Raw genomic sequence first — 14,053 nt, forward strand, 5'->3', positions numbered from 1 at the left:
AGGGGGTCGCCCGGGCCGTCACGTGGGCGGTGCGTACGGCGGAGGGGCGGCCGGCCAGGTGCGCGGCCAGCTCGTCGCGCAGGGCCGCGGTGCCGTCGGCGACGACGGCGAGTCGGTGCGGCATCGGTTCCCGGCCCACCTGGAGGGTGTGGGCGAGGTCCCCGGCCAGGACGTCGTGGCGCCCGAGGTGGTCGGCGAGCCGGGCGGCCGAGCGCCGCAGCGCGTCGCCGTCGCGGGCCGAGAGCACGAAGACCTGCTGGGCGGCGGGCTCGTCGCGGGTGTCCGGCATGCGGGGTTCCTCCAACACGATGTGCGCGCCCGCCCCGCCGAAGCCGAAGGAGCTGACGGCGCCGCGGCGGGGCAGATCGGCTCCGCGCGCGTCCCGGCGACGCGGCCAGGGCCGGGCGGTGGCGGCGACCTCGAAGGGGCCGCCGGCGAGTTCCAGGTAGGGGTTCTGCTCGCGGAAGTGCAGGCTGGCCGGGATCGTTCCGTGCCGCATCGACAGGACCACCTTGAACAGTCCGGCGATGCCGGCGGCGGCCTCGAGGTGGCCGATGTTCGTCTTGACCGAGCCGATGGCGCACGCGGCGGAACCGCGGGGCGCGTCCCGGCCGTCACGCAGTCGCCGGAAGGCGGTGCTCAGGCCGGTGGTCTCGATCGGGTCGCCCAGGGCGGTGCCGGTGCCGTGCGCCTCGATGTAGCCGACGGTGTCCGGCTGGACGCCGGCGGCCCGATAGGCCTCGACCAGCAGGTCCGCCTGGGCGTCGGGGTTGGGGGCGGTGAGCGAGGTGGTCCGGCCGCCGTGGTTGAGCGCGGCGGCCTTGATCACGGCGTGTACGGCGTCGCCGTCGCGCTCGGCCCGCTGCTGCGGCTTGAGCAGGACGACGCCGACGCCCTCGCCGCGCACATAGCCGTCGGCGCGGCTGTCGAACGCCTTGCAGCGGCCGTCGGGGCTGAGCATCTCTCCCTGGCTGAGCGCCTCGTAGACGCCCGGGGCCAGGATGAGGCTGACGCCACCCGCGATGGCCATGTCGCAGGTGCCGTCGCGCAGGGCGGCGCACGCCTGGTGGACGGCGGTGAGGGAGCCGGAGCAGGCGGTGTCGACGGCGATGCTGGGGCCGCGCAGGTCGAGCAGGTACGACACCCGGTTCGGGACGATCGACAGGGCGGCGCCGGTGAGGGTGTGGCCCTCGGTGTCGCGTCCGGCGGCCCGCTGCACCTCGTGGTAGTCGGAGTTGGTGACGGCGATGAACACGCCGATCCGCTTGCCGGCCAGCTCGGAGGGGCGGTAACCCGCGTCCTCGACGGCCTGCCAGACGGTTTCGAGCAGCAACCGCTGCTGCGGGTCCATCAGTTCGGCCTCTCGGGGAGAGATGCCGAAGAACGCGGCGTCGAACCGGTCCACGTCCGGCGCGAACCCGCCCCAGCGGGAGCGGGAGCGCGGGTGGTCGCGCCAGTCCCAGCGGTCGGCGGGGATCTCGCCGACCAGGTCGTCGCCGGCGGCGAGGTGGTCCCAGAACTCGGTGAGGTCCATCGAGCCGGGCAGCCGCCCGGCCATGCCGATGACGGCGACCTCGCGGCCGGCGGGGGCCGGCAGGACCTCGTTTCCGGCGGGGGCCGCTGAGGTCACGGCCCCGGCGGGGACCGCCGAGTCCCGGGCCACGGCCGGACCGGCCTGTTCGGCGGCGGGTTCCTGCGGGGCCGTCCCGAAGTGGGCCGTCAGCGCGGTCGGGTGGTGCTCCCACAGGTGCTCGGCAAGCGCGTGCAGGGTGCCGTGGCGGTAGAAGAGGGTCGGGTACTCGGTGATGCCGTACGCCCTGCGCAGCGCGGCGCTGAGTGCGGTGAAGCTCACGGAGTTCATGCCGGTCTCGCCGAGCGGTGTGTGCGCGCCGATGTCCTCGGGGCGCAGGTCCACCAGGTCGGCGACCAGGCGGGCCAGTTCGGCGACGAGGGCCTGCGTGCGGCCGCCGGTGGCGGGCGCCGGGGCGCCGGGACGGGCGGCGGGCGGGGACCCGGCGCCGAAGCGGGCGCGCAGGTCGGCCAGGGGCAGGGCGGCCAGCGTGGTGCGGTCGGTCTTCCCGTTCAGGGTGCGCGGGAAGCCGGTCACCCGGACCAGGGCGTCGGGCACCATGTGGTCCGGCAGCCAGGCCGCCAGTTCCTCGCGGTCCGGCTCGCGCGCGCCGTCCTCCAGTACGTAGCAGGCGAGCAGGGTGTGTGAGCCCGCTGTCCGGCCGCGGGCCACGACGACGGCCTCGCGGACGCCGTCGAGCCGGCGCAGGGTCGCCTCGATCTCCTCCGGCTCGACCCGGTGGCCGCGCACCTTGACCTGGGAGTCGAGCCGTCCGAGGTACTCGATCGTGCCGTCGGCCAGCCGTCGTACGAGGTCGCCCGTGCGGTACATGCGGGCGTCGGCGCGCGCCGCGAACGGGTCGGGCAGGAAGCGCTCGGCGGTCAGTTCGGGGCGGCCGAGGTAGCCGTCGGCCACGCCGTCCCCGCCGATGTACAACTCCCCCGCGACGGCGGTGGGAACGGGCCTGCGGGCGCTGTCGAGGACGTGGAGCGCGGTGTTGGCGATCGGGGCGCCCAGGGTGACTCGGCCGCCCGGGGCGAGGCGGCTCACTGCCGACCAGATGGTGGTCTCGGTGGGGCCGTAGAGGTTCCACACCTGCCCGTTGCCCGCGAGCAGCGCCTCTGCCAGGTCGGCGGGGAGCGCCTCGCCGCCGCACAGCACCTTCAGCGCGGGATCGCCCTGCCAGCCGGCGGCCAGCAGCATGCTCCAGGTGGCCGGGGTGGCCTGCACGACCGTGGGGCGGGCCCGTTCGAGGGCCTCGCGCAGCCGCAGCCCGTCGCGGGCGTCCTCGGCGGCGAGCACCTCCACCGTGCCGCCGGTGACCAGCGGGAGGTACAGCTCCAGACCGGAGATGTCGAAGCAGACGGTGGTGAGGGCCAGCAGCGTGTCGCCGGGTCCGAAGCCGGGTTCCCGGGCCATCGACCACAGGAAGTTGGTCAGCGCCCGGTGCGGCACGCGGACGCCCTTGGGGCGGCCGGTGGAGCCGGAGGTGTAGATGACGTAGGCGGCGTCGGAGGGGCCGGCCGGGCCGGGCGAGGGTAGGGCCGGGGGCTGCTCGGAGGTGTCGACGGTCAGCCGGGGCACCGTCGCGAAGCCGGCGTCGCAGGTCGAGTGGGTGAGCAGCAGGTGCAGCCCGGCGTCCTCGGCCATGTAGGCGAGCCGGTCCTGCGGATAGGTGGGGTCGAGCGGTACGTAGGCGGCGCCGGAGGCCTGGACGGCGAGGAGCGCCACCGGCAGGTCCTGGTCGCGCGGGAGCAGCACCCCGACGGTGCGGCCACGGCCCGCTCCGGCGGCGGTGAGCCGGGCGGCGAGGGCGTCCACGCGCTCGACGAGTGCGCGGTACGTCAGCTCGGTGCCGGCGTGGCGGACCGCGACCGCGTCGGGCCGGGCGTCGGCGTGCCGCCGTACCAGTTCCCAGACCAGGGCGTCGGCGGGGTAGTCGGCGGCGGCGGGCGGGGTGAGCCGGGCGCGCTCGTCGTCGGTGAGCAGCTCCAGGTCGCCCACCGGGGTGCCGGGTCCCTCGACGGCGGCGGCGAGGAGGGTGGAGAAGTGGGCGCCGAGGCGGGCCACGGTCTCCTCGTCGAAGAGGTCGGGGTCGTACTTGAGCGTGTAGCGGCAGCCCTGCTCCTGCTCGACGACCTCCAGGGTCAGGTCGAACTCGCCCTCCTGGTGCACTCCTTCGACCGGGCCGAGCACCGCGGCGTCGCCGGTCGCTTCGCGGCGGGCGGTGCGGGTCCAGTTCTGGAAGTAGAAGGCGACGTTGAACGGGGCGCCGGCCTCGGGGTCCGCGCGGCGCAGGTCGTCGGCCAGGGTGATGAGCGGGTAGGCGCTGTGTTCCAGGGCGTCCAGGACGGTGCGGTGGACGCGGCGGACCAGGGCGCGGAACTCTTCGGCGCCGTCGACGCGTTCGGCCAGCACCACCATGTTCATGAAGTAGCCGAGCGTGTCGTCGAAGCCGCTCGCCGGGCGTCCGGCCGTCGGTGTGCCCACGGCGATGTCGGCCTGGTCGCCGTAGCGGTGCAGCAGCGCGAACCAGGCGGCGAGGACGACCCCGAACAGGGACGTCTGCTCGGTGCCCGCGAGCGCCCGGGCCCGGTCGGCGACCGCGGCGGGAATGTGCCCGTCCAGGCTCGCCCCGCGGAAATTGGGCACGGGCGGGCGGGGCCGGTCCAGCGGCAGTGGCACGGTGGTCCGGCGTCCGCGCAGTCGTTCGGTCCAGTAGGCGCGCAACCGTCGGCCCTCGGCACCGGCGAGCAGCTCGCGCTGCCAGGCGGTGAAGTCGGCGTAGCTGCGGGCGGGGCGCTCGGCGGGGAGGGGGCGGCCCGCGAGGAGTGCCTGGTATCCGCGTTCCAGCTCGCGCAGGAGCAGGGCGATGGAGACACCGTCGAAGACCAGGTGGTGGAAGGTCAGCAGCAGCGCGTTGCGGCCGTCGCCCAGGGTGTAGAGGGTGGCGCGGACGAGGGGGCCGGTGGCCAGCTCGAAGGGGCGGCGCAGGTCGGCGCGCATCCGGTCACGCAGCTCGGCGTCGCTCCTGGCGGTCAGGAAGACCTGCTGGAAGGGCAGTTCGGGCTCGGTCGCGATCCCGGCGTACGGCTCCTCGTCGCCGGTGTGGACGGTGGCCCGCAGTTCGGCGTGCCGGTCGACCAGGTCCTGGAGGACGGTCCGCAGGGCGAGCACGTCGAGGTCGCGGTCGAGCCAGAGGGCGAGGGGCAGGTTGTAGGCGTAGGTGCCGGGCGCGATCTGTTCGATCACCCAAAGGGCGCGCTGCCCCTCGGACAGGGGGTGGCGGCTCTCCTCGCCGGCGCCGCGCGGGCGCAGGACGCGGGCCGCGGCCTCGGTGGCCGGGGAGACGGCGGCGGGGGCGGCTGGGGCGGGTGCGGTGGACGCCGACGCGGGCACGGTGGGCGCGGGTGCGGCGGGCGCGGGTGCGGCGACGGCTTCGGGCAGGGCCGGTCCGGCCGGCACACCGGTGAGCCAGTTGGCGGCCAGGTGGTCGGCCAGCTCGCGCAGGGTCGGCTGCTCGAAGAAGTCGCCGAGCGGTACGGCGACACCGAACTCCTCGTCCACGGCTGCGACGATCTTCATGCCGCTGAGCGAGTCGAAGCCGTAGTCGGCCAGCGGGCGGGTGGGGTCGATGCGCTCGTCCAGCTTGAGCACCCGCTCGACGAGGCCGCGCAGGCGCTCGGTGAGGGCGTCGGTGGAGGTGGTCGCGACCGGTGAGACGGGGGCGGTGGCCGGGCCCGCCGTGGGCACGGGCGCGCTCAGCAAGGCCCCGTCGCTCTCCGCCACCAGGACGGTCTGGCCCAGCGCCGGGTCGCCGGCGCCCAGCGCGTGGACCGGGGCGTAACCCTCCTCGTGCAGGAGCCGGGTCCAGCCCTCCGGGGAGGCGAGCGGGGAGTCGGGCATGCGCAGGTGGCCGTCCTCGAAGGCCCACCAGCCCTCCAGGACACCGCCGCCGATGGTCAGCAGCGGCCGTACGGAGGTCAGTTCGTTGAGGACGAGCCAGCCGCCGGGCCGCAGCAGCGCCTTCGCCTTGCGCAGGGTCGCCCGCAGGTCGCTGGTGGCGTGCACGACGTTGGTGGCGACGACGAGGTCGGCGCACGCCTGCTCGAACCCCTGCTCGGCCAGGCCGCGTTCCAGGTTGAGCACCTGGAAGCGGGCGAAGTCGTGGCGTTCGGCGAAGCGTTCACGGCCGTGTTCCAGGAAGCGCGGCGAGATGTCGGTGAAGGTGTATCCGACGCGTCCCGGGTGGGCGGCCAGCGCGGGCAGCACCCGTTCGCTGGTGGCGCCGGTGCCGGCGCCCAGTTCGACGACCTCGATCGTGCGGTCCTGCGGCAGGTGCGGCAGGCGCAGGTCCAGGAAGTGCCGGACCGTGTCGCGGACCAGGAGGTTGAACGAGTCGGTGAGCGGATTGCCCTTGTAGAAGTTCTGCACCAGCTTCATCGAGGAGCCGGGGAACATGATCTCGGTGGCACCCACCTCGCCGCGCAGGATCCGCGGATACGCCTGGAGGAACAGGCGGTTGAGGGTGACGGTCGGCTCGATGTCCGGGTAGGCCGCCGCGATCCGGTCGAACTCCGCCTCCCAGCGGTCGGCGTGCCGGTCCGCGTCGACGCCGTCGACCGCCGGGGTGGTGGTGACCACGTCACCGTCGCGGGTCAGGAACCCGGCGCCGGCGAGGATGTTGAGCAGTGCCTCGTGCAGCCGACGGAAGCGGTCGACGATTCCGAGGCGGCCGCGCAGCTCCTCGGCGCCGTGCCGTTCGCCGGAGCGCTGGAGGGCTCCCATGCGCTGGTAGACGCCGAGCAGCATGGGGGCGGAGACGGCTTCGAGCTCCTCGTACCCGGTGAGGACGCGGCGGGCGGCCGGGGCGGCGGCGGTACCGGTGCCGAGGTGTCCGGCCGCGGCGGCCAGCGCGGCCGGGTGGCCGCCGCCGAGGACCTCACCGTCCAGGGCGGGGTCGTGGCCCATGGCCTCCAGCGCCCGGCGCCCGGCGCGGATCGGCATGACCTGCGGCAGCCCGCTGCCGAGGATGCGGTGGACGGCGGCGATGCCCGCGGCAGGGCTGAAGCCCTGGATGCCGAGCCCGGCGAAGATGTCGGCCAGTCCGGGCCGGGCGCCGGAGCCGACCAGGCCCCAGTAGCCCTGGTTCACGACGGTCACCGGATACGGCACCCGGTCGCGCAGGAACAGGGCGTAGGCGTCCTCGGTGGCGGAGGCGCAGATGTAGGCGCCGTTGCCGGCGAAGCTGCCGAAGGACCCGGCGGAGGAGAAGTAGACCAGGAAGTCGAGGTCCTGGCCGGCGACGGCGGCGGCGAGCGCGGCGGCGCCCTCGGTCTTGACGCGGGTCGCGGCGGTGAAGGTCTCCTCGTCGAGGTCGGCGAGCGCATGGTCGTCGAACACCATGGCGGCGTGCACGACCCCGTGCAGGGCGCCGAAGCGGCGATGCGCCTCGGCGACGGCGGCGGCGAGGTCGGCGGTGGCACAGGCGTCGCCGCGGACGTGGGCGACGTCGCCGCCGAGGGCGCGGATCTCCTCGGCGGTGGCGTCGTGTTCGGTGCCCAGGTCGCCGCGGCTGAACCACACCAGCCGGGCGCGGTGGCGCTCGGCGAGGTGGCGGCTGAGTTCCTGGGCGATGCCTCCGGTGCCGCCGACGAGCAGGTAGACGCCGCCGTCGCGGAAGACGGGGCCGGGCTCGGGCAGGGTGACGCGGCCGAGGCGGCGGACGTAGCGGACCCCGCCGCGCAGGGCGACGGTGCGGCCGGTGACGTCGGCGGGCGCGGCCAGGATCGCGTCGGCCAGGGCGGCGGTCGCGTCCTCGCCCGTGAGGTCGGCCGTGGCGAAGTCCAGGGCGGTGACCTGGAGTTCGGGGCGTTCCTTGGCCACCACCTGGAGCAGGCCGTGCATGCCGGCGGCGAAGGGGTTGGCGGCGGTGCTTCCCGCGACCGGGTGGACGTCGCTGGTGACCACGACGACGCGCGCGGCGGTGGTCGAGCGGACCAGGCGGAACAGGGAGAGGGAGCCGGTGCGCAATTGCTCGGCGGCCCGGTCGGCGCCCAGTCCCTGGGTGATGCCGGTGCCGACGCCGCCCAGGTGGAGCACCAGGTCGGCGCCGTCGGTCCTCTCCAGCCATGCGGGCGGGGGAAGTTCGTCGATGCGGACCGGTTCCAGGCGGCTCTCGGGGATGCGGGCCGCGATCGCCTCGGCGAGCCGGGCGGACGCCTCGGTCACCAGGGCGACGACGCGGCCGGGTCGAGGGGCGGGTCCGGGAGCGGGAGTTTCCTCGCGTACCCACAAGGGCCGGTAGAAGTGCGGGAGTTGTTCCGCGGAGACGTCGCCGGGTCCGGTCGGCCGTGCGGGGGCGGTGCGGGCCGGGGGCTCGGGGATCCAGTAGCGCTTGCGGGCGAAGGGGTACGTCGGCAGCTCGGTCCGGCGGGCGGCGGCGGGGGTGACACGCGACCAGTCGACGTCGGCGCCGGCCACCCAGTGCTCGGCCACCGCGGTCAGGTCCCGCCGGGCCAGGGCCGCCTCCAGGGCTTCGGCCTCGGTGCCGGTGAGGACGACCCGTGCCCGGGTGACCCGGCCGGTCGTGATCCGGGTGTCGGCGGTGCCGTCGGCGTACGCCTCGAGCAGCGCGGCCGCCTCGGCCACCGAGCCGGCGACCAGGGCCAGCCGGAACTCGTAGGGGGTGCGGCCGGACTGGAGGGTGTGGGCGACGTCGGCGAGACGCAGGGGGCCTTCGGCTCCACGGGCGGTGGCCCGGGCACCGGAGCCGGCCCGGATGCCGGGCGCGTCCGACGACGCGTCCGGGGTTCCCGGAGCGCGCGGGCCGTCGGCGCCCGCGGTCGCGGCGATCGCACGCGCCATCGCGCCCAGTGTCCGTGCCGTGATCACCGCCGCGGGAAGGGGACCGTCCAGCTCGGCCGTCAGTGACGCCTCGAGGCGGGCGCGCTCGGGGACGCCGAAGCCGCAGTCGGCGAGGTCGGTGCCGAGGTCGAGGTACTCGGGGGCCACGCCGGCGGTGTCGGCGGCCAGGCGCAGGCACAGCCGCTGGGCGTCGCCCAGGGTGTCCCGGCCGGCGTCCGCCGGTTCCGTGTCCGCGCTGCCGTGCAGGAACGCCGCGAGCTCGGCGGCGTACGCGCGCAGCCGGTCCTCGCTCCTGGCGGACAGGACGAGGAGCTGGTCGGTGTCCGGGGCGACGGGCTCGGCCGGTGGGGTGCGGTACTCCTCCACGATCAGGCAGGCGTTGGCGCCGCCCCCGCCGAAGGAGCTGACGACCGCGCGCAGCGGCTGGTCGCCGTCGTGCTCCGGGGGCCTCCAGGGCTGGAGGGTCTGCTGCACCTCGAAGGGTGTGGTGGTGAAGTCGATGCCGGGGTTGCGCCGGGCGGAGTTCAGCGAGGGCACCAGCGTGCGGTGGCGCAGCTGGAGCAGCACCTTGGTCAGGCCCGCGACACCGGCCGCCGACTCCAGGTGGCCGATGTTGGACTTCACCGAGCCGACGGCGACCGTCGGCCGCTCGGGCCGCTGCGTCGCGTCGATGCGGCCGCCGAAGGCCTCCACGAGCCCGGCGATCTCGATGGGGTCGCCGAGCGGGGTGCCGGTGCCGTGGGCCTCCACGTAGCCGACGGTTGCCGGGTCGGTCCGGGCGCGGTGCAGGGCGGTGCGGATCACCTCGGCCTGCGCGGTCGCGCTGGGCACGGTGTAACCGCCGGTCTTGCCGCCGGCGTTGATGGCGGAGCCGCGGATCACGCCGAGGACGCGGTCACCGTCGGCGATCGCGTCCTTCAGGGGCCGCAGCAGTACGGCGCCCACGCCCTCGCCGTCGACGAACCCGTCGGCGTCGGCGCCGAAGCTCCTGAGCCTGTCGCCGCGCGAGATCATCCCGCGGTCGGCCAGCATGCGCAGGTGCATGGGGTGCAGGATCAGGTTGACGCCGCCGGCGATCGCGGAGTGGCACTCCCCCGATCTGATGCTCTCGCAGGCCAGGTGGATCGCGGTGAGGGAGGCCGAGCAGGCGGTGTCGACGGCGAGGCTCGGGCCGGTGAAGTCGAAGGTGTACGAGACCCGGTTGGCGATCGACCAGTGGTTGGAGTGCGCGTCGGTGCGGACGCCGAGGGCGGAGGCCTCGCCGCCCATCCACTCGTAGTTGTTGTTCATGACGCCCGCGAAGACGCCGACCGGGCCCCGGGCGGCCAGCTCTGCGGCCGGGTGGCCGGCGTCGTCCAGGACGGCCGCGGCGGTCTGGAGGAACAGCCGCTCCTGCGGGTCCATCGCCTCGGCGTCGGCCGGCGATATCTGGAAGAAGAGCGGGTCGAACTTGTCGACGTCGTCGATGAATCCGGCCCACTTGCTGTAGCTGCCACGCACCCCGGCCGGGTCGTGGTGGGCGCCGGCGTCCCAGCGGTCGGCGGGCGCCTCACGGATGCAGTGCCGGCCGGCGGCCAGGTTGTCCCACAGCTCGGCGGGTGTCTCGGCCAGCGGGTAGCGGCCGGCGACGCCCACGATCGCCACGCCGTCGCTCGCCGGGGCCGGGGCGGAGGCCCCGGCCAGCAGGCTCAGCAGCAGCTTTCGCTTGTCGTCCACAGTTGCTCTCTCTCAGGTCTTCGGTCGGCCGGCGTGGGCCGTGGTGTCGCCGCCGGGAGGGGGTCAGGCCTGGCCGGTGCGGCGGGCGGCCGCGCGCTGGGCCCGTCGGGAGGTGCGCGGCGCCGGGGCGGTGCCGTCGCTGCCCGGGGCCGTGCCGGGGGTGAGGCCCATCAGCTCGGCGAGGTTGTCCCCGAAGGACCGGATGGTGGGGAACTCGACGAAGGAGGCGGCCGGGACCTCGAAGTCCAGTTCCTGGCCGAGCTCGGCGACGACCTCGATGAGCACCAGGGAGTCCAGGCCGAGGTCGAAGAGGTTGGTGTCGGGGGCGGCGAGGTGCCTGCCGCCGAGGACCTTGCCGATGGCCTCGGTGAGGTGCTCCTGAATCAGTTCGACGTTGTGCTGCGGGTCGGCCGGGTCGAAGCGGGCGATCAGCCGCTCCCCGGCCGGTGCCGTCCCGGTCCGGGCGCCGTGGTCGCCGGGCTCCACCCAGTGCCGCCGCCGCTCGAAGCGGTGGGTGGGCAGGGGCACCCGGCGGATGTCCCTGCCGCTGTGCACGGCCGCGAAGTCGAGGTCGGCGCCGAGCACCCACTGCTCGGCGGCGAGGGTGAGCAGGTGGGCGAGTCCGCCGGGTCCGCCGTCCGGCGGGGTGAGGCGGACCGGGTGCCGGCCGGTGCCGTCGAGCAGCGCGTCCACGGAAGCCGTCGCGTCGGCGGGGCCGGTCCAGACGGCCGGGTCGCGGCCCTCTTCCTCGGTCATCCAGCGGCCGGTGCGCGGCGACACCACGGGCAGCATGGGCGGGGCGACGCGGTGGGGAGCGGCGCCGCGGGCCAGGGCGAGGGCGTCGGCGAGCGGGAGGGCCTCGGCGAGGGCGGCGGCCGCGGCGAGGCCGGCGCCGGTGGCGGCGAGGCCGGCCGGTGCGACTCCCCAGGCGGTGAGGGCGCCGGCGAGGGAGTACTCGTGGCAGCAGGCGGCGACCGCGCCGTACTCGGCGAGGAGGGCCTCGGCCTCGCCGGGGCGCCCGAGGGCGGCGGCGCAGGCGTCGGCGGCGTCCCGGTAGGCGGGCACCGACGCGTACAGCTCGGCCGTGTCGGCGGGGTCGGCGCCGGTGCCGGTCAGGACGAGGACGGGGGCGCTCGGGTCGCGTCCGGTCACGCCGCGGCGGGTGCGCTCCTCGTCGCCCAGGGCGAGCGCCATGGCCGCGGAGCGGGTGCTGTCGGCGACCAGGGCCAGCCGGTGGGTGTGGGCGCGGCGGCCGAGGCCGAGGGTCTGGGCGACGGCTGCCGGGTCGAGGCCGGGGTGGGCCCGCAGATGGCGCGCCAGGGCGGCGGCGGCCTTCTGGAGGGCGTCCTCGGAACGGGCGGAGAGAACCAGCAGCTCCGGTCGGCTCTCGTGCGGGGACTCGCCGCGGGCCGGGCTCTCCTGGAGGATCACATGGGCGTTCGTACCGCCGATGCCGAAGGAGCTGACGCCGGCGCGCAGCGGGCCTGCCTCGTTCTTCCACTCGGTCTTCTCGGTGTTGACGAAGAACGGGCCGGTGGCGAAGTCGATGTCCGGGTTGGGCTCGGTGAAGTGCAGGCTGGGCACCAGCGTGCGGTGCTCCAGCATCAGCGCGGTCTTGATCAGGCCGGCCAGGCCGGCGGCCGTGTCCAGGTGGCCGATGTTGGTCTTCACCGAGCCGAGCGCGCAGTACCCCGTACGGTCGGTGCCCTCGCGGAAGGCCTGGGTGAGGGCGGCGACCTCGATCGGGTCGCCGAGCGGCGTGCCGGTGCCGTGCGCCTCCACGTAGCCGATGGTCTCCGGGGCGACGTCGGCGACGTCCTGGGCGTCGGCGATGACCGCGGCCTGCCCGGAGATGCTGGGCGCGGTGTAACCGGTCTTCGCCGAGCCGTCGTTGTTGACGGCGGAGCCCTTGATGACGGCGTGGATCCAGTCGCCGTCGGCGAGGGCCTCCTTCAGCCGCTTGAGGACGACCGCTCCGGCACCGCTGCCGATCACGGTGCCGCGGGCGTCGGCGTCGAAGGCGCGGCAGTGGCCGTCGGGCGAGAAGATCATGCCTTCCTGGTACTGGTAGCCCTGGCCCGGCGGGTTGAGGTGGACAGCGCCGACCAGAGCCATGTCGCACTCGCCGCCGAGCAGGGCGAGGCAGGCGGTGTGCACGGCGACCAGCGAGGTGGAGCAGGCGGTGTTGACGCTGACGCTGGGGCCGGTCAGGTTGAGCTTGTAGGAGACCCGGGTGGCGAGGAAGTCCTTGTCGTTGGCGAGCATCAGCCGGTAGTGGTCCACGGAGGACGCGGTCCGGTAGCGCTCGCCCAGGTTGTGCAGCAGGTAGGTGTTCATGCCGGCGCCGGCGTAGACGCCGATCTGGGCGTCGGTGCGCTCGGGGTCGTAACCGGCCCGCTCCAGGGCCTCCAGGGCCAGCTCCAAGAGGATCCGGTGCTGCGGGTCGAGGATCTCGGCCTCGTCCTGGGTGAACCGGAACAGCTCGGAGTCGAACAGGTCTGTGCCGGGGATGGTCTGGGCGGCCTTCACATAGCGCGGGTCGGCCAGCCGGGCGGCGGGCACGCCGGCGGCGAGGAGTTCCTCGTCGGTGTACCGGGTCAGCGTCTCGCGGCCCTCGCCGAGGACGTCCCAGAAGCGGTCGACGGAGTCGGCGCCCGGGAAGCGGCAGGCCATGCCGATGATGGCGACGTCGGAGTCGGAAAGCGTCATGGTGCTGGTTCTCCTGCTCGGGTGTCAGCTCAGCCGTATGCCGAGGTCGGCGGCGACGGATCGCATCTCGAGGAAGCCGCGGGCGACGAAGCGGGCGGCGTCCTCGGTGGCGTCCATGCGCTGGAAGAGGTCCACGAGGGTGCGCTCGTGCTCGTCGGGGTCGCCCTTCCCCGCCGCGATCTCCTTGACGACCTTGCCGAGCCGGTCCTCCACGTCGGCGAGGTCGAGCGAGCGCGGGAACTTGATGCTGAAGGTGTTGCGGTCGTAGGAGGCGTTGCGCTTGACGGACCGCACATGGCTGGCCGCGTTGAGCTTGTAGAACATGCAGTCGTAGTTCGTGAACGAGTAGTAGTTCAGCAGCGGGAAGAGCGTGCAGTGGGTCTCCAGCGGCGAGGACTGGTACAGGCCCTTGGCGCGCAGTTCCTCGACGATGCGGTCGGGGTCGTACTCGTGCCGCGTGGCGATGAACGGAAAGACGATCTTCGGCAGGTTCTCGTCGTCGTCGAAGAGGAGCTCCTCCAGCTGCCCGCCGAAGAGCGTGTCGGTGAGCCGCTCGCCGAACGTCTTGTAGAAGTCGCGCACGATCTCCCGGACGTTGGACTCCATGGTGAGGATCTGCTGCGGGTCGGCGCACAGCGCGATGTAGGGGATCTTCTGCCGGTAGGCCATGAGGATCGCGCGCAGCACGAAGAAGGTGCGGCAGGAGACGCAGGGCAGTTTCTCGTCGAGGTACTTGCCGGGCTTCTTCGGCGCGGGGCGGTTGAACACCTCGCGCATCATCAACTTGATGTTGTCGTCGTCGGCGTCGAGGACGAACGTCGCCGGGATCTTCTCCCGCGCCAGCGCGATGTTCTGGGCGGCGTGCACGCTCTCGAAGGGCACGTCGAAGGTGAAGGCCAGCACCCGCTTGCCGTACTCGTTGACGAACTTGTCCAGCATGTACGTGCTGTCCTTGCCGCCGCTGTACATGAACAGGCAGTCGTACTCGCCGGCGGCGGGCGGCGCCTGCTGGAACTCGGTGAACACCCCGCTGGTGTAGCGGTAGTTGACGAGCAGCTCCTCGGCGAAGTCCAGGTTGCACAGGTTGCACACCCCCTGGTCGTCGAGCACCACTCCCGGATGGCCGGCCTTGAGCGAGCAGACCTGACAACTGGACACGGAACCCCCTGGAGAGACGGACGGATCGGGCTG

General features: G+C 74.2%; 2 protein-coding genes and 1 pseudogene. All 3 read right to left on the reverse strand.

What is annotated here, in order from left to right; translation table 11 throughout:
• Window positions 1-106: 106 nt before the first annotated feature.
• Window positions 107-10,153: pseudogene (locus tag ACZ7JA_RS12240) on the reverse strand (amino acid adenylation domain-containing protein); the annotation flags it as partial.
• A gap of 63 nt (window positions 10,154-10,216) precedes the next feature.
• Entirely contained in the window at window positions 10,217-12,862 is a 2,646-nt protein-coding gene (locus ACZ7JA_RS12245; protein WP_470808028.1) for a type I polyketide synthase, read from the reverse strand.
• 24 nt (window positions 12,863-12,886) lie between these two features.
• Window positions 12,887-14,020, reverse strand: coding sequence for an adenine nucleotide alpha hydrolase family protein (locus tag ACZ7JA_RS12250; protein ID WP_351668550.1), 1,134 nt, complete (start codon window positions 14,018-14,020; stop codon window positions 12,887-12,889).
• Between the last annotated feature and the right edge of the window lie 33 nt (window positions 14,021-14,053).

This window comes from Streptomyces sp. NPDC038135, from assembly GCF_055601245.1.

Bases quoted from the DNA above. Each gene is read 5' to 3' on its own strand.
- ACZ7JA_RS12245 (WP_470808028.1), bottom strand. From the start codon at position 12,862: ATGACGCTTTCCGACTCCGACGTCGCCATCATCGGCATGGCCTGCCGC.